The 20,918-nt window shown below is 55.4% G+C and carries 25 protein-coding genes; 23 read left to right on the top strand and 2 right to left on the bottom strand.

What is annotated here, in order from left to right; all coding sequences use genetic code 11:
• Positions 1–19 precede the first annotated feature (19 nt).
• The 22 genes from DAUD_RS08615 (at position 20) to DAUD_RS08520 (ending at position 19,111) form a co-directional block, all read left to right on the top strand.
• Positions 20–706, top strand: coding sequence for a phosphoadenosine phosphosulfate reductase family protein (locus DAUD_RS08615; protein ID WP_012302782.1), 687 nt, complete (start codon positions 20–22; stop codon positions 704–706).
• 47 nt (positions 707–753) lie between these two features.
• Positions 754–2,205, top strand: coding sequence for a sulfatase (locus DAUD_RS08610; RefSeq protein WP_012302781.1), 1,452 nt, complete (start codon positions 754–756; stop codon positions 2,203–2,205).
• 3 nt (positions 2,206–2,208) lie between these two features.
• Entirely contained in the window at positions 2,209–2,949 is a 741-nt protein-coding gene (locus tag DAUD_RS12115) for an N-acetyltransferase (RefSeq protein ID WP_012302780.1), read from the top strand.
• Positions 2,949–3,356 (top strand): sugar 3,4-ketoisomerase, encoded by a 408-nt coding sequence (locus DAUD_RS08605; protein WP_242647839.1) that lies wholly within the window; start codon positions 2,949–2,951, stop codon positions 3,354–3,356. Before DAUD_RS12115 ends, DAUD_RS08605 begins: the two co-directional genes overlap by 1 nt.
• Positions 3,357–3,359: 3 nt before the next feature.
• Positions 3,360–4,481 carry a DegT/DnrJ/EryC1/StrS family aminotransferase gene (locus tag DAUD_RS08600; RefSeq protein ID WP_012302778.1) on the top strand — a complete coding sequence of 374 codons (1,122 nt, stop codon included), beginning with the start codon at positions 3,360–3,362 and terminating at the stop codon, positions 4,479–4,481.
• Between the two features lie 70 nt (positions 4,482–4,551).
• On the top strand, positions 4,552–5,562 hold the full coding sequence (locus DAUD_RS08595) for a glycosyltransferase (protein WP_012302777.1): 1,011 nt from the start codon (positions 4,552–4,554) through the stop codon (positions 5,560–5,562).
• Positions 5,563–5,582: 20 nt separating this feature from the next.
• The gene (locus DAUD_RS08590) at positions 5,583–5,786 is read left to right on the top strand and encodes a glycosyltransferase family 2 protein (RefSeq protein WP_012302776.1); all 204 of its coding nucleotides are present in this window, start codon (positions 5,583–5,585) and stop codon (positions 5,784–5,786) included.
• A 33-nt stretch (positions 5,787–5,819) separates the two neighbouring features.
• Positions 5,820–6,455: a class I SAM-dependent methyltransferase gene (locus tag DAUD_RS08585; protein WP_012302775.1), complete on the top strand. Its 636-nt coding sequence runs from the start codon at positions 5,820–5,822 to the stop codon at positions 6,453–6,455.
• A gap of 145 nt (positions 6,456–6,600) precedes the next feature.
• Complete coding sequence (locus tag DAUD_RS08580; RefSeq protein WP_041571287.1) at positions 6,601–7,614, top strand: glycosyltransferase family 2 protein; 1,014 nt, start codon at positions 6,601–6,603, stop codon at positions 7,612–7,614.
• Between the two features lie 78 nt (positions 7,615–7,692).
• Positions 7,693–9,111 (top strand): O-antigen ligase family protein, encoded by a 1,419-nt coding sequence (locus DAUD_RS08575; protein ID WP_012302773.1) that lies wholly within the window; start codon positions 7,693–7,695, stop codon positions 9,109–9,111.
• A 197-nt stretch (positions 9,112–9,308) separates the two neighbouring features.
• On the top strand, positions 9,309–10,412 hold the full coding sequence (locus DAUD_RS08570; protein WP_041570906.1) for a glycosyltransferase: 1,104 nt from the start codon (positions 9,309–9,311) through the stop codon (positions 10,410–10,412).
• 299 nt (positions 10,413–10,711) lie between these two features.
• Positions 10,712–11,419, top strand: coding sequence for a methionine biosynthesis protein MetW (locus tag DAUD_RS08565; protein WP_012302771.1), 708 nt, complete (start codon positions 10,712–10,714; stop codon positions 11,417–11,419).
• Positions 11,420–11,425: 6 nt separating this feature from the next.
• The gene (locus tag DAUD_RS08560; protein WP_012302770.1) at positions 11,426–12,574 is read left to right on the top strand and encodes a glycosyltransferase family 4 protein; all 1,149 of its coding nucleotides are present in this window, start codon (positions 11,426–11,428) and stop codon (positions 12,572–12,574) included.
• A complete protein-coding gene (gene rfbC / locus DAUD_RS08555; RefSeq protein WP_012302769.1) occupies positions 12,575–13,147 on the top strand; it encodes a dTDP-4-dehydrorhamnose 3,5-epimerase in 573 nt (190 codons plus the stop codon).
• 1 nt (position 13,148) lies between these two features.
• Positions 13,149–14,219 carry a glucose-1-phosphate thymidylyltransferase gene (locus DAUD_RS08550; protein WP_012302768.1) on the top strand — a complete coding sequence of 357 codons (1,071 nt, stop codon included), beginning with the start codon at positions 13,149–13,151 and terminating at the stop codon, positions 14,217–14,219.
• 15 nt (positions 14,220–14,234) lie between these two features.
• A complete protein-coding gene (gene rfbD, locus DAUD_RS08545) occupies positions 14,235–15,092 on the top strand; it encodes a dTDP-4-dehydrorhamnose reductase (protein ID WP_012302767.1) in 858 nt (285 codons plus the stop codon).
• Positions 15,089–16,117 carry a dTDP-glucose 4,6-dehydratase gene (rfbB, locus tag DAUD_RS08540; protein ID WP_012302766.1) on the top strand — a complete coding sequence of 343 codons (1,029 nt, stop codon included), beginning with the start codon at positions 15,089–15,091 and terminating at the stop codon, positions 16,115–16,117. Before rfbD ends, rfbB begins: the two co-directional genes overlap by 4 nt.
• Positions 16,118–16,292: 175 nt before the next feature.
• Positions 16,293–17,921 carry a murein biosynthesis integral membrane protein MurJ gene (murJ, locus tag DAUD_RS08535; RefSeq protein ID WP_166485167.1) on the top strand — a complete coding sequence of 543 codons (1,629 nt, stop codon included), beginning with the start codon at positions 16,293–16,295 and terminating at the stop codon, positions 17,919–17,921.
• Positions 17,922–18,016: 95 nt separating this feature from the next.
• On the top strand, positions 18,017–18,181 hold the full coding sequence (locus DAUD_RS12540) for a hypothetical protein (RefSeq protein ID WP_166485166.1): 165 nt from the start codon (positions 18,017–18,019) through the stop codon (positions 18,179–18,181).
• Positions 18,181–18,411, top strand: a complete 231-nt coding sequence (locus DAUD_RS08530) for a DUF433 domain-containing protein (RefSeq protein ID WP_012302763.1) — start codon at positions 18,181–18,183, stop codon at positions 18,409–18,411. The genes DAUD_RS12540 and DAUD_RS08530 overlap by 1 nt, the downstream gene beginning before the upstream one ends.
• 26 nt (positions 18,412–18,437) lie before the next feature.
• Positions 18,438–18,788, top strand: a complete 351-nt coding sequence (locus tag DAUD_RS12105) for a DUF5615 family PIN-like protein (RefSeq protein ID WP_012302762.1) — start codon at positions 18,438–18,440, stop codon at positions 18,786–18,788.
• Positions 18,789–18,820: 32 nt separating this feature from the next.
• On the top strand, positions 18,821–19,111 hold the full coding sequence (locus DAUD_RS08520) for a lipid II flippase MurJ (RefSeq protein WP_166485165.1): 291 nt from the start codon (positions 18,821–18,823) through the stop codon (positions 19,109–19,111).
• Here DAUD_RS08520 and hepT read toward each other — a convergent pair.
• Both hepT and mntA read right to left on the bottom strand, forming a co-directional pair.
• Positions 19,074–19,505, bottom strand: a complete 432-nt coding sequence (gene hepT / locus DAUD_RS08515) for a type VII toxin-antitoxin system HepT family RNase toxin (RefSeq protein ID WP_012302760.1) — start codon at positions 19,503–19,505, stop codon at positions 19,074–19,076. The genes DAUD_RS08520 and hepT overlap by 38 nt on opposite strands.
• A complete protein-coding gene (mntA, locus tag DAUD_RS12535; RefSeq protein WP_166485164.1) occupies positions 19,489–19,959 on the bottom strand; it encodes a type VII toxin-antitoxin system MntA family adenylyltransferase antitoxin in 471 nt (156 codons plus the stop codon). Before mntA ends, hepT begins: the two co-directional genes overlap by 17 nt.
• A 49-nt stretch (positions 19,960–20,008) precedes the next feature.
• On the opposite strand from mntA, the gene DAUD_RS12645 reads away from it, so the two are divergent.
• Positions 20,009–20,386 carry a DUF2281 domain-containing protein gene (locus tag DAUD_RS12645; protein WP_200858702.1) on the top strand — a complete coding sequence of 126 codons (378 nt, stop codon included), beginning with the start codon at positions 20,009–20,011 and terminating at the stop codon, positions 20,384–20,386.
• Positions 20,387–20,918 lie beyond the last annotated feature (532 nt).

Here is a 20,918-nt window from a genome sequence, read left to right as displayed (position 1 = left end):
AGTATGGAGGTTTTCTAAGTTGGACAAAGAGCGCCTTTTTAACTGGTCCCTGGAACAAAAAGAAGCCGAAAGCATCCGCATCACCAGGGAAACTCTGGAGCGGTTTGGCACGGACAGAGTGGCCACCACCTTCACCGGAGGCAAGGACTCGCTGGTGCTTTTGCACCTCATCAAGCAGGCCTGTGGCGGCCGGGTGCCGGTGCGGGTGCTCAAAATCGACACCTCCGTGGACTTTAAGGAGATCTACGCCTTCGTCGACCGTATTAGCAGGGAGTGGAACCTGGACCTCCACGTAGTCCGGAACGACGAGGCCCTGAAAACTATTAAAACCGCCGAAGACCATGTCCAATGCTGCTATCAACTGAAGGCTGTGCCGCTCCTGAACTTCGTCCGGGAGCACAGCCTCGAGGCGGTCTTCGCCGCCATCCGCTGGGACGAGCAGGATGCGCGCAAGGACGAAGAGTATATCTCCCAGCGCCAAAACCCCGATCACCTGCGGATGCAGCCGATCCTGCACTTCCGCGAGATCGACATCTGGAGCTACATCCGCAAATACGAACTCCCCTTCTGTGAGCTCTACCGCCGGGGCTACCGCAGCCTCGACTGCGAGCCGTGCACCGGCCGGGGCGGCGCAAGCGAACGCGGCGCCCGCTCCCGGGACAAGGAGGCGGCCATGCAGCGCCTGCGCGAAATGGGCTATTTCTAACTTCGAACTATCCAACTTCGAACTATTAAACTGGAGGCCAAGCCGCTTTGCCCAAGAAAAAGCTGCCGAACATCATTCTCATCGTCCTGGACACCGCCAGGGCCAAAAGCTTCTCCTGTTACGGCTACCACCGCAAAACCACGCCCAACATCGACCGGATTGCGGAGGAAGGCGTGCTTTATAAATGGTGCTTTTCTCCGGCCAACTGGACCATACCTTCGCACGCCTCGCTGTTTACCGGGCTATACCCTTCGGAGCACGGGTGCCATTGGGGCAACCCGTTTTTGGACGAAAACATTCCTACATTACCCGAGTTGCTGCGCTCCGTTGGCTACCGTACCGTAGGTATCTCATGTAATGGTTTGGTTTCCAAGCTTTATGGCTTTCACAGGGGTTTTGATCTTTTTTTCGAGCTTTGGACGCCGGATTTATTTCCGGATCTTGAGCCGTTGCCTGGGAAGACAGCAAAGGATAAAATCGCAAGTCTCTTTAAGTTGATTCCAATCCACCCCAACCGGGCAGTCAAGTATGCTGCCAGAGCGATCTGTCGCAAATTTAGATTTAGAGGCACGGTGTTGACAAACAGCACGCCTTGGACCTTGCGGGCTTTTAAATCAGCCCGGGAGATTCTTAGGGGAATAGCCTCAGATACTCCCTTATTCCTGTTTGTCAATATCATGCAGTCCCACTATCGTTATAATCCTCCACGGGAAACAAAGGGGAAGTTTGGTTCGAATGGTTTCCGATATGAAAGTTTTCTAACGGAGCCCTATCAATATTATCTGAATTTACTTAAGCCAACCGGCTCGGTGGAAAAAATGTGGTACATTCTAACCGCCCTTTACGATGAGGAACTGTTCTTTGCCGATTTGTGTATAGGGCAATTTTACGAGTTTCTTAAGATCTCGCATTTGCTCGACAGATCGGTCTTCGTTGTCACGGCAGATCATGGCGAAATGCTCGGAGAACACGGCCTGCTAGACCATTGGTTTAGTTCTTACAACGAGCTTATCCAGGTCCCGCTGATAATCCGGTATCCTGGGGCTATGCAGAGGAGCGTCATTTCGGATCTGGTGCAGACTCATGATCTATTCGGTACCGTTTGTGATATTGCTGGGCTACCTTACCCTACACCGATGGGATTAGTTTCCCTTGTAGGCACTCAGAGGCGTCGGTGGGCCTTCACCCAGGACATAGATCCGCTGGTGGACGTACTGGCTTTGAGAAGACGCCAGCCCGAGTGGTCGAGCGATGGATGGTGGTGCCGCCCCCACATGACGGCTGTTAATTCCGAGTTACGAAAGATCGTTAAGACCACCGACGGTCGGATTTTGTGCTTTGATCTTAGTCAGGACGCTAACGAATTACACCCGAAAGTGCCCCCTCTTGTGGATGAGGATCTTCTAAAATTGATTACAGAGTTGGAGGATACCTATAACTGGAGTCGAGCCGTCAAATCGTGCGAAGAAATGCTGCTGAATAGTAAATTGGGAGGGTAAGAATTGCACCGAGTAAATATTCATCCAACGGCGATTGTTGAGACTTCATCGCTCGGTGACAATGTCACCGTACATGCCTTTGCCGTAGTGCGCGACGGAGCGACGCTTGGAAATAACGTGGTAATACACCCTTATGTGGTTATTGAGTCCGGAGTTATCCTGGGTGATAACGTAGAGGTTTTTCCTGGTGCGTATGTCGGTAAGGTGCCTAAGGGAGCCGGAGTCCTTGCTCGCACACCAAGGTTCGAGCCTTTTGTTCAAATTGGAGCTAATTGTTCGATAGGTCCTCATGTGGTGATCTATTACGACATTAAAATTGGTGAAAATACCCTTATTGGAGACGGTGCTTCCATCCGCGAGTTATGCCGCATTGGTTCCCGTTGCGTGGTGGGGCGTCATGTGACTTTGAATTATAATACCTCGGTTGGAGATGATATCAAAATTATGGATCATTCTTGGCTGGCTGGAAACATGCGAGTAGGAAACCGTGTGTTTATTAGTGGCGGTGTACTTACTGCCAATGATAACATGATGGGTAAACATGGATATCAAGAGGAGCGTATCGTTGGTCCCTCCATTTGTGATGACGCAGTGATCGGTGCGGGTGCGATTCTCCTTCCAGGAGTAGTTATTGGTGAAGAGGCAATTGTGGGGGCCGGGGCTGTAGTGACGAGGGACGTGCCTCCCCGTACTGTTGTAATGGGTATCCCGGCCAGGGCACGTATAAGCCTGGAGGGTGAATGATGCTTGCTCAGTGCCGTATTATTGAGTTCCCTAAAATCCAGGATCGGCGTGGTAACTTGACGTTCATCGAGGAAAATCGTCATGTTCCTTTCGAGATTAAGCGGGTTTACTACTTGTATGATGTTCCTGGCGGTGAATCTCGCGGCGGTCATGCGCATAAGCAACTCCAGCAAGTCCTTATTGCTGTGAGCGGGTCCTTCGATGTTGTTTTGGATGACGGGTTTTCCCGGGAAAAAATTACTCTTAACCGTCCCTGGCAAGGATTATATATCCCTCAAATGGTCTGGCGCGAAATCGAAAACTTCTCTTCGGGCGCAGTTTGCTTAGTTTTAGCCAGTGAATTCTATGATGAGGAGGACTACTATCGAAATTATGCAAATTTCTTGCGGGCAGCGAGGGGAACGTAAATCATGAAGGCTCCTTTTTTGGATTTAAAGGCTATGCATCTAGAACTTATGGACGAGCTTCAACAAGCTTCTAACCGAACCATGCATAGCGGCTGGTATATCCTCGGTAAAGAAGTTGAGGCCTTTGAACAGGAATGGGCTACTTATTTAGGGGTTAAGCACTGTATTGGGGTGGCTAGCGGCTTAGATGCTCTTCACTTGATCTTGCGAGCCTACAATATAGGACCAGGAGATGAGGTTATAGTTCCTGCGCATACTTTTATTGCCACCTGGCTTGCGGTAACCCATTCAGGAGCTAAGCTTGTGCCGGTTGAAGTAGATGAGCGGACCTATAACATCGACATCACCCGTATTGAGGAAGCTATTACCGAAAAGACTAAGGCTATTATTGTGGTGCATCTCTATGGCCAACCAGCAAATATGGATCCCATTATTGGGATTGCGCGTCGGTATAGGCTGAAAGTGATTGAAGATGCTGCGCAGGCCCACGGTGCTAAATATAAGGGCAGGCGCGTAGGAGGCATCGGAGATGCGGCTGGTTGGAGCTTCTACCCTGTTAAGAATTTGGGAGCTTTCGGCGACGGAGGAGCAGTGACAACTAATGATGATGAACTTGCAGAGCGGATAAGGATGTTGCGCAACTATGGATCTAAAGAAAAGTATGTCCACGAATTTTTAGGATTTAACAGCCGTCTCGATGAACTTCAGGCGGCCTTGTTGCGGGTGAAGCTCCGTTACCTCGATGCATGGAACAAGCGGCGTGCAGAGATAGCCCGGCTTTATACAGAAGTTTTACAAGATATGCCCTTGGTACTTCCATATGTTGAGGAATGGGCAGAACCGGTGTGGCATCTTTATGTGATTCGTACCGCAGAACGCAATGTGTTACAGGAGCGATTAACTGAGGCGGGTGTTGGGACATTGATACATTATCCTATCCCTTGTCACTTGCAGGAGGCATATCGGTTTCTAGGATTTGAACAGGGCTCATTTCCAACAACCGAGCGTTTGTCAAAAGAGATTTTGAGTCTCCCTATAGGTCCTCATTTAAGCGATGATGAAGTCTGGTTTGTTGTGAATGTGTTACGGTTCGGTAAACGATTATTAAGGGAACAGGGAGTTTAGGGGTGCCATTGCTTTCAATTATTTGACTTAACCCGGCCGAGGTAGGCATCTAAGAGGAGATGGAGTTCTAATGCCTGGTAGGGCCAATAACAAAAGATCCCCTGTGGTCAGCGTGATTATACCAACTTATAACCATAAGGATTTCATTAAAGATGCGATTGAAAGTGTGTTGCAGCAAACGTTTCAGGATTTTGAAGTTATTGTTGCAGACGATGCATCTAATGATGGGACAGCAACTATAGTAAAGTCTTATGCCCAACAATACCCGGAAAAAATTAAAGCAGTTATTGGGGATCGGAGATTGGGAATTGCGGGTAATATCAATAGAGCGTTGAGACTTGCCACAGGAAAGTATATTGCCTGGCTAGGCGGGGATGATTTAATGTACCCCACTAAGCTGGAAAAACAAGTCCGGTATCTCGAAGCCCATCCGGAAATTACTGGATGTCATCACGATGCTGATGTTTACGACGAGCAAACCAAACAGGTTGTAGGAGTATTCAGTGAACTTTATAGCCGCGGTAACAAGAAGTTGGTGGAAGGAAGGATCGAAGTGTTATTCGACCCCGGTGCTTTTATGCTGCCTTCCACTATGATGTTTAGAAGGAACGCATGCCCGCCGCACGGCTTTGATGAGCGTCTTCGCTATGCAAACGATTGGCTGTTTGATATTGAAACCTTTCGAAGCGGTAGAATTGGAGCTATAAAGGAAGTGTTAGGGGTGTATCGCCGCCACGGAGGTAATGTTACCTCGAGTGCGGATCTTCAAAGTCGAACATTAGAAGAATCTTTTATTGTTTTAGGAATTATTCAAGCAAGATACCCGGAATTGGGGCATCTTGCAAAAAGGAGACGGGTAGGCTTTCTTATTGCAGAGATGATCAAGAGATATAGGGAGCGAGATTATCTTTCGAGCTTCTTATTTATGAAAAACGCCTGGCTTGAGGGATCCCGCATTAAAGCCCCGGCGCTTTATCTGGCACTAAAATTATTTGGAAATAGGATTTTTAAAAAGGTGGATGTTAAAGCGTACCACAACAAGGCTTTTATAAGGCGTTTACGAAACTACCTAAAGTTTTAAGGCTAATTGGGAGCACAGCGATGGAAAAACCTGAAACTGCAATCCTCATCCTCAACTACAACGGCTGGCGGGACACCGTTGAGTGCCTGGAGTCGGTGCAGCGGCTGACCTATCCCAACTACCGCATCGTGGTCATCGACAACAGCAGGAATGGGCCGAACATAGACCTTAAGCCGATAAATAATTTTCGCTGCAGCCCGGAAGTCGCTTGGGAGGCATTTTAGGAGACCCGGTCCAGTAAGCCCGGAGGAAAAAACGTGAGCGCAGAGCCGAAATTGAAACTTTACAAGGAGAAGTTGCAGGCCTACTTTCAAAACGCGCGCCGTGAACTGGTGGACCTTTTCCCGCTGGGTACAGAGCGGGTATTGGAAATAGGTTGCGGCAATGGCGCCACCGGCCACTTAGCCAAAAGTTTAGGCCGGTCACAGTTCTACGCGGGCGTTGAAATTAGTTGCAGTGCGGCAGCGGATGCCCAAAGGGTACTTGATGCCGTCCATGTAGGGGATATCGAATCCTATATCACCCAGTTACCTTACCCGGAAAGCTATTTTGACCTTTTGCTCTTCGGGGATGTTTTAGAATACTTGATCGATCCTTGGGGTGTACTGAAGGACCTGTGTTTTTACCTGAAGTGCGGCGGCACAGTCATTGCCAGCATCCCAAATGTGCGCCATGTCAAAGTTCTGCTTCCTCTTCTTTTCCAAGGTAAATTTGAGTATCAAGAGGAGGGTATCCTTGACCGCGGGCACCTGCGCTTTTTCACCAAGCGCTCAATTTATCAACTTTTGGGTTCTTCGGGGGCTCCAGGTGGAATCGATGCGCTCTCTTATGGGCCCTCGTCCCAGAATGCTCAACGCCCTAAGTTTAGGCATCTTCAAAGATGTTTTTGCTAAGCAGTATCTCGTGCGGGCTAAGAAGCCTTAAAAAGTTGGTTGTTAAAAGTGGAGTCGAAATAGATATCCCTTTCCGGCTGCAGCGGGTTGTTAAGGTAATTAAGAATGACTTTTCGGAAAGGAGCAGGCGCTGGCTTTGGCGGAAATGCAAAAGCGGTGTGACGCGCAGTTGAAAGATATGCCATCAGTCTTCATCCTCATCCTCAACTACAACGGCTGGCGGGACACCATCGAATGCCTGGAGTCGGTGCAGCGGCTAAGCTATTCCAATTACCGCATCGTAGTTATTGACAACGGCTCCACCGACGGTTCGATGGAAAACATTAAGGCCTGGGCGACGGGCGAGCTTCCCGTAGAATCAAAGTTCTTTAATTACGACCCGTCAACCAAGCCCGTGCGCTGGATCGAATACGATCGCCCGACCGCCGAAGCTGGTGGGCTACCGGAGTTGGAGGGCGAAATCGAAGACCTGCCCCCCAACCGTCGGATGATCCTCATCCAAACCGGGGCTAATCTGGGTTATGCGGGTGGAAATAATGTGGGGATAAGGTATGCTTTGAAACACAAGGCGGAATACGTGTGGCTGCTGAACAACGATACAGTAGTAGATAAGGTTTCACTCGGGGCTTTGGTCAGCACCGCCATTCGTGACTCTAAAGTTGGAGCTGTTGGATCTGTGCTCTATTATTTTGATGAACCATGCTGTATACAAGTTTGGGGAGGTGGGAAGGTAAATCGATGGCTTGGTATTTCTAGGCATTGGGTAAGGCCGACACCTCGACAAAAAATCGACTATATTGTTGGAGCCAGCATGTTGTTGTCAAGTGCAGCGCTGAAGAAGGTGGGATTACTTGACGAAGCCTACTTTATGTACTGGGAGGATACAGATCTAAGTTTCAGATTACGCCGGGCTGGATATAGGCTTGATGTTGCCGTTGAAGTAAAGATATGGCATAAGGAGTCGGCAACACTTGGCAAGAAAAGTTCCGTGCTTGATATCTACTTCAATACTTCAGCGGTTCACTTCTTTTCTCAGCACGTGTCATTTCCGCTTTTACCTATTTCCGTTGGTTTATTGGGTAGATTTCTAAAACGAGCATTAAGCTTCGAATGGGCTCGCGCAAAGGCAGTTTGGCAAGGAAGAAATCGAAAAAGGTGAAGGCGGAAGCCGTAAGGCATATGTGCTGTCTTCAATGTTACCTGAGCATCGTTCGTCTTCCAGGAGCTGAGAAATGCAATGGAATTGACAATACTGGGATATATTCTTATACCAATAGGCCTATTTTTTCTGATATGGCGTCCTCTTTATCTCTTCTATTTAGCTGTATTTTTCATTCCGTTCTCTGCATCGTCCGTATTGAATTTCGACAGTATTAGTTTCGGGCTCCAACCCTCCCAGTACTTCGGCATATTGTGGATGACCAGTGGATTCATGTCGCTGTTAATAAGACCAAAGCTGACGATTCCGAAAGAAGTTAAATCATCACTCGCTCTTATCTTGCTATTTGGTTTTTTTATTGGAGCCTCACTATTGATGCCGGCCATTATCGCTGGCAACGTTGAGGCTCCGGGAGCGCAAGGTTACCCTGGTACAGCACCAGTTGAATTTAGCGCCTTTAACGTTACACAGTTTCTTTACGTCGCGTACGGCATTTTGCTATCGGTGAACACTGCCATCCGGGTCCGAGATAACCAAACGGCAGTGAAGGCGGCCAGGGTCTATGTACTGTCCGGACTTTTTGTGGCCACGTGGGCGATTCTTCAGTATTTCTGCTACTATGCAGGTGTTGCGTACCCCTCCGCTCTGTTCAATAACTCGGCTAGCTCATATGCCTTAGGCTACAATCAGGAATTGAGCGAGTTTGGGTTAAGACGTCTAACTTCGGTGGCAGTAGAACCTTCCGCATTAGCCCGTTACCTGTTAACCTGCGTAGCCCTGGTTAGTGTAATGCTCGTTCGAAAGAAGAGCCTTTTTAGATGGAGACTTATGCAACCGGCTGCTCTGGTCTTCTTTATAATGGTACTTCTACTATCAACGTCTACAACCGCGTACGTCGGCCTGATATTGTTGTTTGCTCTTTTACTCCTTGTTAATGTTCGAACGCCGACGGTGTGGTCTAAACTCGCTCTATGGCTCGGTGGTCTCCTGCTGATGGTACTTGCCCTAGTTACCGCATTTCCGAACTTTTTGGACGTTCTAACTGTGCTCACGAAAGGAAAGCTGCAAACGTTCTCTGGGCAGGAGCGGTTGGCAGTTATCCTTGAAGCCTTCAAACTGTTTGAGCAGTTCCCGATATTGGGTGTGGGGTGGGGAAGTACTGCGGCAGATAGTCTTATCGTAAAGTTACTGTCAAACGCCGGCATTTTGGGGTCGTCTATGTTCTTCGCGTTTATAGTGTCTATTCTGAGAACAGCGTTAAGAGCTGCAAATGCAGAACCACAAGCCCTGCATAATGCGCTGCTTGTTTCGTTTGTAACGGCTCTATGTCTCACACTCTTAGTTGATATGCTAATTGGATTTTCGTTTGTTTTTGGACATTTTTGGTTTTTGGCAGGTTTGTCTTTATCCCTATCAGGGGCAGCTTGTCGTGTTCGCTATGGAACCATCAAGATCGGCCTGAGCCGTACGGACCTGAAGGCCAAGTTGTCCTATTAGACGTTACTTCGCTGGAAGTTCAGGCTGAGTGGTAGTTATATGCTTCTTCAATCTGTGTAGTGGCCAATGCTGACCGCGTTCTGTTCGTGTAGCCTTCAAGAAGGTTCGTTGGTATTTGAGGATGTTTCGGTTTTTGATCGGGGACGGTGGTAATTAAGTTGTTGAAGGTAACTATGATAGTTGGAAGTTTTCCCGAAATGCCATGCGGTGTCGGGGACTATACCTACCGGCTGGTGGAGGCGCTCTTGCGGGTAGATGAGGGGGTTAAGGTGGACGTGGTCACCAGCGCGGATAGCCGGGTCAAAGTCTCTTCACATGCCAGACTCGTAGTGCACCAAGTGAGCAACTGGGGCGTGAGGGGCCTCTTCTCTTTAATGCGGATGGCTGCCCGAAGCGGAGCGGACGTGGTACACATCCAGTATCCCACAAAAGGATATGGCACCGGGCTGGCGCCCAACCTCCTCCCGCTTTTCTGGTATTTCTATCGGCCCAGGATGTCGGTGGTAGTTACCCTGCACGAATTCACCATTGCCCACCCGCTCCGGAAGTTGAGTACGGTCTTTCTCATCCTCGCTCCGCGTCGGTTGGTCGTCTGCGACCTGCGGGAGGAAAAGGCCCTGCGCCACTTCAGGTGGCCGCGCGGCAGGCCCGAACTGATCCCTCTGGGCGCCAATATCCCGGTATGGTTCAAGTGCCACCCGCAGGTCCGTGAGGGCGACCACCTGACGCTCTGTCACTTTGGGTTTTTGAATAAGTCCAAGGAAGGTTTTCTTTGCGTTGAAGCGCTATGCCGCCTGTGGAGAGAAGGATTGCCTTCAAAACTCGTCTTTGTTGGCGGAATAAAGCCGGAGGAAGAAGCCCGGCTGAGGGCGCTAGCGGCGGAGAAGCGCGTGGCGGATCTTGTAAGCTTTACGGGCTTCTGCCCGACGGACGAGGTCTCCCGGCACCTGGCTCAGGCTGACATCGCTCTCTTCCCTTTCAGAGACGGAATCTCCCTCCGGCGGGGAAGCTTCGTCGCCGCTATGCAACACGGCTTGGCAGTGGTGACCACCCGGGCCCGGGATTACCTGCCGCCGGGTCTGCAGGACGGAGAGAATGTCCTTTTGGCCCCTGTGGGAGACTGGGAAGCCTTCTTGCAAGCGGTGCGGCGGATCGCTTCTGATTCTGAGTTGCGTTTGCGACTTGGCACCAACGCCAAGCGCTGGGGCGCGGCATTTACCTGGGAGGCCATCGCCAGGCGGCACATCGCGCTTTACCGTGAGCTTGTGGGCGTCCGAGTGAAAGGGGATGGACCGAAGTAAACATCGCCTTCAGAGGGCCATGGCCTGCGGTACCCCTGTAGTGGCCTCGGGCATCACTGCATTGCCGGAAGTGGTAGGCGACGCGACGGTTGTAGTAGACCCCCTGCGACGTAGAATCCATAGCCTAGGGTATCCGAGGGGTGGTCGAGGATAACGCCCTGCGGGAGGAGTTGCGCTGGAAGGGCCTTGCACGGGCTAAACATTTTTCCTGGGACCGCACGGCAGAGCTTACATGGAAGGTATTACAGGAGGCGGGGAATTAAGATTTGCCCTCGAGGATGATTTAAGGGGGACCAGGGATGATTGACCGCCAGTTGAATTATGGCCGTCATTTAATTAAGCAATTTTTGAAGAAGGCATCACCATATGAAACTGTTCTCGATATTGGTGCCGGGGGGGGCACAGATCTAAAACTGGCGAAGGACGTTAACCCGAAGGCCGAAACCTTCGCGATCGAGTCCTACCTGCCTTATGTCGAGAATTTGAGGTCGCAGGGTATTACCGTATACGAGCTCGATATCGAGAGGGACCGTTTACCATTTGATGACGGTACGGTGGACGTGGTCATAGTTAATCAGGTGCTAGAACATATCAAGGAAATATTTTGGGTTTTTCACGAAATCACGCGTGTAGTACCCGTGAGTGGTAAGGTGATAGTGGGTGTTCCCAATTTAGCTTCCTTGCACAATCGTGTTTTGCTGGCTATGGGTAGACAACCATCAACAATTAGGACGAACTCAGCCCATGTACGGGGGTTCACGCGAGGCGATGTCTTGAAATTTCTGGACGATTGCTTCCCTCACGGCTATACGCTGAAGGGTTTTGGTGGCAGCAATTTTTACCCATTTCCGCCTGTTATGGCACGGGTGCTGGCGCGTATTTTCCCGACGATGGCCTGGGGAATCTTTTTCTTGCTTGAAAAGCAACGCGAGTATGATGATGGGTTCTTGAGCTTTCCTGTTCGTGAGCGTCTGGAAACTAACTTTTGGCTCGGCGAGGGGCGGTGAAACTAGGTGCGGATTGTCTTTATTCATGATTGGGCTATTACTCTTGCCGGTGCCGAGCGCTGCCTGGAAGTATTTCATGAGTTGTGGCCGGATGCGCCGCTTTACACGCTGGTTTACCAGGAGGATAGCGTGCGGCGGCTGGGCTTTGAGCCGGGCCAGGTGCATGCGTCATTCCTGCAGCGTTTTCCCAGGGCGCAAAAGTGGCACCGCAAATATCTGCCCTTTTACCCGCTGGCCATAGAGCAGTTTGACCTTTCAGGTTACGACGTGATCCTCTCCAGCAGCCACGCGGTGGCCAAGGGGGTCCTGGTCAGGTCCGACCAGCTCCACATCTGCTACTGCCACACGCCGGTGCGTTACGCCTGGGACCTCACCCACCGCTACCTTAAGGAAAATGGCCTGGAGAGGGGCTTGAAGTCGCTTCTTGCAAGGGCAATTTTACACTACATACGGCTCTGGGACACGCTGGCGGCCAACCGGGTGGACCATTTTATTGCCAACTCCCGTTACACCGCCCGGCGCATCTGGCGGGCCTACCGGCGGGAGGCCGAGGTTATTCACCCGCCTGTGGATGTGGAGCGGTTCCAGTTAAATGAGAGGAAAGACAATTTCTTTCTCTTTGTTTCCAGGCTTGTACCGTACAAGAAAGCGGACCTGGTGGTGGCCGCCTTCACACGACTGGGCATCCCGCTTAAGGTGGTTGGCGACGGACCGCAGTTTGATGAGTGCCGGAGGCTGGCGGGGAAAAACGTGGAGTTTCTCGGGTACCAGGACGACGCTACCGTCGCGGACCTGATATCCCGTGCGCGGGCGTTGGTATTTGCTGCGGAGGAGGACTTCGGCATTGTGCCCGTAGAGGCCCAGGCCTGCGGCACGCCGGTAATCGCCTTTGGGCGGGGTGGAGCGTTGGAAACAGTGGTGGCGGCGGACGGTGAGAACTGGGACAGGGCGACCGGTCTCTTTTTCTCTGAACAGACGGAGGAGAGCTTGGCCTCGGCAGTGCAAGAGTTTCTTCGCTGCGAGGCCTTATTCCGGCCTGAGGTCATCCGGCGAAACGCCGAACGCTTCGGCAGAGAGCGGTTCAAGGAGGAAATTCGTGACCTGGTTGACAAGCTGGTTAAGGAGCGTAGAGTTGCGGAAGGGCGGTTTAAGTAAATGCCTTTCATTCTTACCCGCCTTACCATCCCGGATCTAGTACTGGTCGAGCCGAAGGTCTTCGGCGACGAGCGGGGCTTTTTCATGGAAACATACAGCTACCGGGACTTTGCGGTCTTCGGTATTCGCGCTGCGTTCGTGCAGGACAACCATTCCCTGTCCCGGGGGCCGGTGCTACGGGGGCTGCATTACCAGAAGAAGCCCATGGCCCAGGCGAAGCTGGTGCGCTGTATTCATGGGGCGATTTTTGATGTGGCGGTGGACATCCGCCGGGGTTCCCCGACCTACGGCAAATGGGTGGGGGTGGAGCTTTCCGCCGAGAACAAGCGCCAGCTTTATTTACCCCGGGGGTTTGCTCACGGGTTCTGCGCCCTGACGGAGGTCGTGGAGGTCGTTTACAAGGTGGACAACTATTATTCGCCGGAGCACGACCGGGGGATTATCTATAACGACCCCGACCTGGGCATAGTGTGGCCGGTGGCCCGGCCGCTTCTTTCGCCGAAGGACGCCCGGCTCCCGCGCCTTAAGGACGCGGACAACAGCTTCGTCTATGTGCCCGGTGAGGAGGGGTAGCTTGAAGGCTCTGGTTTTATCCGGCGGGAAGGGGACGCGGCTGCGGCCCCTGACCTATACCACGGCGAAGCAGCTTATCCCGGTGGCGAATAAGCCCATCCTGCACTTCGTCCTGGAGCAGATCGCTACTGCGGGGATCGAGGACGTGGGGGTGATCATTTCGCCCGAGACCGGCGGCATGGTGCAGGATGCGCTCGGCGGCGGGGCGGGGTTCGGCCTGCGGCTGACCTTTATTGTGCAGGACGAGCCCCTGGGCCTGGCGCACGCGGTCAAGACGGCCCGCGCTTTCCTCGGCGATTCGCCGTTCCTGATGTTCCTGGGGGACAACCTGGTGCAGGGCGGGGTGGCCCCGCTGGCGGCCGATTTCCGGCGGGACACTTCCACGTCGATTATTCAGTTGAAGAAGGTTCCCGACCCCCGGGCCTTCGGGGTGGCGGTGCTGGACGGCGGCGGCAGGGTGGCGCGGCTGGTGGAGAAGCCGAAGGAGTTCATTTCCGACCTGGCGCTGGTGGGCATTTACGCCTTTTCTCCCGCCGTCCACGCGGCCATCGAACGGATTAAGCCGTCCTGGCGGGGAGAGCTGGAGATCACCGACGCCATTCAGGAGCTGATTAACATGGGCCACGCGGTGGCGCCGCGCCTGCTGGAAGGCTGGTGGCTGGACACCGGGAAGAAGGACGACATCCTGGAGGCCAACCGGGTGGTGCTCGACGAGTTCACCCGCCGCCGGGTCGAGGGCACGGTGGACGAGGCCTCGCAGGTCGTGGGCCGGGTGGAGATCGAGGCCGGCGCCGTGGTGGAGAGGAGCGTCATCCGGGGGCCGGCGGTGGTGGGGGCCGGGGCGAAGATCGTAGACAGCTTCATCGGTCCCTACACGGCCATCGGCCGGGGAACCGCCGTGGAGGATTGCAGCGTGGAACATTCCGTGATCCTGGATAACTGCCGGCTGCGGGCGGTGCACCACATCGAGGACAGCCTCATCGGCTCCGGTGCGCGCCTGACGCGGGACGATAGCCGCCGCCGGGTTCTACGCTTTTTTATTGGCGACGAGTGCCAGATTACCCTTAGTTAGCGGAGGCTTGCGTTTGTGCGTGTATTGGTGACCGGTGCTCAGGGGATGCTCGGGCGGGCGGTGGCGGCGGAGGCCGGGGCCCGCGGATGGGCGGTCGTACGCCTGGGTCGCACCGACCTGGACATCACGGACTTGACGGCCGTGAGGTCGGCCCTGCGGGAGTACCGGCCGGATGCAGTGGTAAATTGTGCCGCCTATACCGATGTCGACGGCGCGGAGACGGCGCGGGAGAGGGCCTTCGCTGTGAACGGCCTGGGCCCGCGGAATCTGGCCCTGGCCTGCCGGGAGACCGGTGTGGACCTGCTGCACATCAGCACCGACTACATTTTTGACGGCCGTAAGGACGGCCCCTACGGCGTGTACGACGACCCGTGCCCGGTCAACGTTTACGGGGCCAGCAAACTGTGGGGGGAGCGGGCGATAGCCTCCCTGGCGTCGCGCTTCTACATCGTGCGCGTGAGCTGGCTTTTTGCGCCCTGGGGCAAGAACTTCGTGGCCACTATGCTGCGCCTGGGGCGGGAGCGGGAGAGCCTGCGGGTGGTCGATGACCAGTACGGCTGCCCGACCTATGCGCCCGATCTGGCGCGGTTGCTTCTGGACCTCATCGCGACACGTTGCTATGGGGTCTACCACGCGACCAACCAGGGGGTGACGAGCTGGTGCGGCTTCGCCCGGGCGATAATGAAGCAGGCTGGGCTGCCGGCGAGGGTTGAGCCCTGCACCTCGGCGGAGTTTCCGCGTCCGGCGCGGCGGCCGGCCAACTCGGTCCTGGATCCTTTCCCCCTGCGGGAGACGGTGGGCTACCTGCTGCCGCCATGGGAGGACGCCCTGGAGCGCTGTTTAAAGGAGATGCGCAAGGAGGAACTGCTGTGAGGCTGCTGGTCACCGGGGGCGCCGGGTTTATCGGCGCGAACTTTATCCGCTTTGTCCTGCGGGAATACCCGGATTGGCACGTTACGAACCTGGATAAGCTGACCTACGCCGGGAACCTGGAGAACCTGCGCGAGGTTGAAGACAACCCGCGTTATACCTTCGTGCGCGGGGACATCGCCGACCGGGAGGCCGTGGCCGGCCTTTTCGCCGGGGGCGGCTTCGACGCGGTGGTGAACTTCGCCGCCGAGTCCCACGTGGACCGGAGCATCCTGGACGCCGGGCCGTTCATTGAGACCAACGTCCGGGGCACGCAGGTGCTGCTGGAGGCCGCGCGACGGTACGGGGTGCGCGTGTTCCTGCAGGTGTCGACCGACGAGGTGTACGGTTCCCTGGGGCCGGACGATCCGCCGTTCACCGAGGAGCACCCTGTGAAACCGAACAGCCCCTACTCGGCGAGCAAGGCCGCGGCGGATCTGCTGTGCCGGGCCTACCACGAGACCTACGGCCTGCCCGTGGTCGTCAACCGCTGCTCGAACAACTACGGGCCGTACCAGTTCCCCGAGAAGCTCATCCCCCTGATGATCGCCAACGTGCTGGAGAACAAGCCTCTTCCGGTCTACGGCGACGGGCTGAACGTGCGGGACTGGATCCACGTGGAGGACCACTGCCGGGGAATCGCCGCCGCCCTGCGGCGCGGGCGGCCCGGGGCGGTGTACAACTTCGGAGGGCGGGCGGAAAGGACCAACCTGGACGTTGTGCGGACCATACTGCGGATCCTGGACCGGCCGGAGAGCCTGATCCGGTTTGTGGCCGACCGCCCCGGACACGACCGCCGCTACGCGATGGACATCGCCCGCGCCGAGCGTGAGCTGGACTGGCGCCCGCGGTGGACGTTCGAGGACGGCCTGGAGGCGACAGTCCGCTGGTACGTGGATAACGCGGAGTGGGTGCAAAGGGTCCGGGACGGGGCCTACCGGGAGTATTACAGGAGGATGTACGAGGAACGTACTACGCTAAGCGGCTGAGGTATTGGGCGAGGTGTCTGACATGATGAGGGTTTTGTTCACCGGCGGTGCTGGTGGCGGGTTCGGCGAAGATTAAGGTGGAACTTGACTGACGGGGACCTGGAGATGATCGTCCGGTCGGCCCGGGAGTGGCATGCGCGGCACCCGGAGGGGTACGGCGACTGACAGGAGGCTTATGTTGAACGGCAGGCGGATTGCGGGGGCGGCGGCAGCGGTCGTCGTTATTACCGTTATCAGCAAGATACTGGGTTTCGGAAGAGAGGCGGCGCTGGCCGCCGTTTTTGGCGCGAGCGGGGCCACCGACGCCTACCTGGTGGCCATGATCATCCCTTCGCTGCTCTTCGGGGTGGTGGGGACAACGATCACCACGGTGGGCATCCCGCTCTTCGCGGAGTATATCCACGACCCCGCCCGGCGGCGGGAACTGGCGGGACTCTTGTGGAGCACCTTCCACGGGATCGTCGTGTTCCTCGGCTTGGTAGTGCTCGTGGCCTGGCTGCTGACACCCTGGCTGGTACGGCTGATGGCCCCGGGGTTTGAGGGGGAGCAGGCGCAGCTGACGGTGCTCCTGGTACGGGTGCTGCTGCCGGCGGCGGTCTTCATGGGTCTGGCCGGCTGGGCGCAGGGAGTGCTGAATGCCCACCAGCGGTTTACGGCCCCGGCGGCGATGGGGATACCGTACAACGTTATCATCATCGCGGCGATCCTGCTCTCCGGGCGCTGGTGGGGCATCGAGGGCGTGGCGGTAGCAACGCTGCTGGGCATCGCCGCTCAGTTTTTGATCCAGCTGCCGACCTTCCGGCGGCTGGGGCTTTCCTACCGGCCGCTTTTCGACCTTGGTCATCCGGGGCTGAGGCGGATGCTGCTGCTGGCCGGGCCGGTGATTATCGGCGTGGGGGCCAACCAGCTGAACGTGATCGTCGACCGCATGCTGGCCTCGGGTCTGGCTGAGGGGAGCATCTCGGCGCTGAACTACGCCCAGAAGGCGCTGGGGCTGCCGGTAGGGCTGTTTGCCCTTCCGCTGGTCACGGTACTCTACTCTTCACTCAGCAGGCATAACGTGGTGGGGGACGCGGCGGCCTTCCGGGAGACGTTGGCGCGGGGGCTGTCGGTGCTGGGCTTTTTGATGATCCCCATGACCGTCGGGCTGATCGTCCTGCGGGCCGACTTCGTGCGCTTCCTGTTCCAGCGGGGGGCCTTCGACGACGCCGACGCGGCCATGACGGGTACGGCGGTCCTCTTCTACAGCCTGGGGATCCTGTTCATTGTCTGGTGGGACTACCTGAACCGGACGTTTTACGCGCTGCAGGACACGGCCACGCCCATGTGGACGGGCCTGGCGGCGGTGGCGGTGAACATCGGCCTGAACCTGGCCCTGGTACGGGTTATGGGCCTCGGGGGGCTGGCGCTGGCCTCCTCAGCGGCGGCGCTGGTGGGCTTCGGGCTGATCCTATGGCGTTTGCGGCGGCGGCTGGGGCGCATCGGAGGACGGCGGCTGGCCATAGAGACGGGGAAGGTATGTCTGGCGGCGGGGCTGATGGGCCTGGCGGTCTGGCGGGCGAACGAGGCGCTGGCCGCCGGGGCCTGGGGGCTGTTGGCGGAGCAGCTGGTGCAGGCGCTCGGCGGCGGGGCGCTGGGGGACTTTGCGGCGGCGGGCGTGAAGCTCATCGGGCTGATCGCCTTCGGCGGGCTGGTATACACAGTACTGTGCCGGCTTTTGCGGGTGCGGGAGATGGCCCTGGTGTGGGAGCTTGGCCGCAGCGTACTGGGCAGGCTGGCAGGGGCCAACCGTCAGGCGGGGTGATGGTCGGGAAACCGGTGATCAGAGGACGAAGATATGGAGTAACTATCAGTTTGCGGGAACGATAGATCGGCTGAAGCATGCGGATTGGCTGGTTGTTGCCTGGTTTTACACGGCTTTGCACTGTGTTGACGCCCAGCTTCGGGGCCACCGGGGCGACCGACGCCTTCCTGGTGGCCTTTCTCATTCCCTATGCCTTTTACGGCGTGGTGGGACTGGCGCTGGCCACGGTGATCGTGCCGCAGAATTTAGGAGGTTGTTGATGGTGCTTATGGATCGTATTGAGCTTAATCCGAGGGTGTGCAATGGGCGACCGGTGATTAAGGGGACCCGGATTCCGGTTTCGGTGATCTTGGAACAGATAGCGGCGGGAGAGTCCTGGGATGATGTGTTGGCGGGCTATCCGGAATTGAAGAAAGAAGATATCCAGGCCGCATTGCTTTATGCCAAGGCCTCACTTGACCACTCAGAGGTTCGTACCATTCATGCCTGAGCCGCTAAGACTTTATTTGGATTCAGATGTTTAAATTGGCTGTGGCGCAAACTTTGCGCGATGAAGGTTATAATGTTATGCGCGCTTCTGAAGTTGGTCAGGATAGAGCAGACGATCAGGATGTATTGCAAAAAGCCATCGCTGAAGATAGAGTTTTGATCACTCTTGACGAGCATTTTGGTGATTGGGTTATTCTGCCTCTGAATGAACATCCGGGAGTGATTCGGTTAAGGGTTCATCCTACGACATCCGAAAATGTTTTAGAAGTTCTTTTGCCATTCCTACGTTCTCATTCTTTGGAACATTTCAGAGATCATCTGGTGATTCTTTCATCAAAATCAAGACGCGTGAAGTGGATTCATACGGCGGCAAGGTGAAAAGGGTTGGCGAATTGCGGGAGTTGAAGCTCTTGCTTAGCTTGGTGTTGCTCAATTCGCTGCAGCACGCCGGGCTGGCGGCGGCCACCTCGCTGATGGCGCTGGTGAATTTGTTTGTTCTGTCGTGGCTTTTGCCGCGGCGGCTGCCGGGGCTGTTTGACCGGTCTTTCTTCACTTTCGGCGGGGGTGTGCTGATGGCGGCGGCGGTACTGGGCGGGGTGGTTTTGGTGCTGGACGGGTTCCTGGCGGCGCATCTGGCGGGTGGAGGGGAGCGGCCGGGGTGGGCTAGTGCGCCGGTTCTTGGAAGTACCTGTGCACGATGAAGCGGATGAACAGTTCGAAATCCGGAAGGTTGTGCTGTAGAATGCGGTAGACCTCCTGCGGACTGATTTCTTCGTAGAGATGCACCGCGCGGTTGCGAAAACGGACCATGCGTTGGGCTGTTTCCAGGAAATCCCGGGAGATGATTTGTTCGTTGGCCAGTAGTTTGAAGGTATCGGCATACGATTTCGGAAAACCCAGGCGTTCCTTGGCAGCGATATGGCTGGCGGCGTCAATCATGGCCTCGATGGCTACCTGTAACATGCGTATCGCGGCGCTGCAATAAATAGCGCTTTCCACGAACTCCGCCTCGGGGAGGCGGGCCAACCGGCGTAGATGACGCAGGTTTTCTTCGATGAACGTGATTTTTTGGCGAAGTTTATTCTTGCTGACCACGTAAATAGGCCTCCCGCAGGGATTGGTCGTATTCGGCGCAGAAAGCGCGGAAGTCCAGGGCGAAATCGGGGTAGCGCTTGAGGACGCGTTCGATGAAATCGAGGTGGGTGTCCGCGGATCGTTCGTAGAGCAGGCGGCCGGTGGCGATCACCTCGTACTGGATGATTACTGGGGCATCGTTCAGGATCAGCACGTTGACGTCTTCCTCCCGGGTAACCTCAATTACGGCGGACTGGATGGCGAGATAAAGGTCGAAACGATCCTTGATCCCTTCCCGTAAAAGAATCCCCAGATCGACGTCGCTCAGTACGGTCTGTGCGCTGGTATCGTAGGACCCGTACAGGTAGGCGGCGATGATGTCCGGATTACCGGCGAAATATTCCTTTAAAGCCGGCAGGCGGGACTCGATGTTGATCATCCGCAGGTTCCGGGACAAGCGTACCACTTTCGTCACCCCACCGCGCCGCGGCGTTTACGCCGGCATGTAAGATACATCCAGTGTAATGCGGGCACGACAGGCGGGTCAAGAGGGGTGCGGGATTTTTCACATCTCCTATTTGGCCGAAGAGGGCGCGTTCGCGAAACGCCCCCACCTGTACCCGGTAGAGCGGGGCGGGCGGGGTGTTGGCCGGGGCCAGGGCGGCGCGGACGGCGGCCAGGTCCAGGTGCCGGCCCGGACAGGCGGGCTGGTGGTCAGCGGAGCGCTCCCTCCCGAGCTTCAAAGGGAGGCCGAAGACTTTATCCGTTTTCTGTTAGAAAAACGGGCCAAGAAAACCGGGAAAAGGTTGCGCCAAGATTGGGCTGGCGCCCTCAAGGACTTTCGTGAACAGTATACCTCATTGGAACTGCAAAAAAAGGCCCTGGAGTGGCGGGGGGACTGAAGCTTGTATCTCATCGATACCAACATATGGCTTGAACGGCTGTTGGTCGTGAGTCTGTACGGGCCGGGAGATGAGGAATTAGAATTCGTGTATGATGACACAAGTGGCACGCGTAGTCTGGACGAACAAGATTGGGATAATCTAGATGAGAACCCCTAGACTGATACGGCAGATATGGATAGCTGGCTATCTTTGTTCACTCATTGGTACGGGGTTTACTTCTCGTCTCCGCTCGACTTGGACTTTTCTATGTTGGAAGCGTTTCCGGCTGCTTACAAAGGGCTCGCGCCACCTCCGAGAGGCCCGCGCTTATCAGCGCTGGACGATCCAAATTATGGTGAGGCCGTGAAAAAGAGGATGAGGCAGGTTCTGGCGGCTGATTTGGACACGGCTGACGCTGAGCTTGGTTCAACGTATACAACTGCCCAGCAAGAACTCTTTGCCTGGTACAAGTATCTTTTTGTGGACCGGTCCAAGTCGGTTGTGCACATGCGTGCGCTACTGGCGATAGACTCAGAGGAGCTCGTTTGAA

The sequence above is a fragment of the Candidatus Desulforudis audaxviator MP104C genome (genome assembly GCF_000018425.1).
Taxonomy (GTDB): Bacteria; Bacillota; Desulfotomaculia; order Desulfotomaculales; family Desulforudaceae; genus Desulforudis; species Desulforudis audaxviator.
This window is presented reverse-complemented; position numbering and strand designations above follow the sequence as displayed.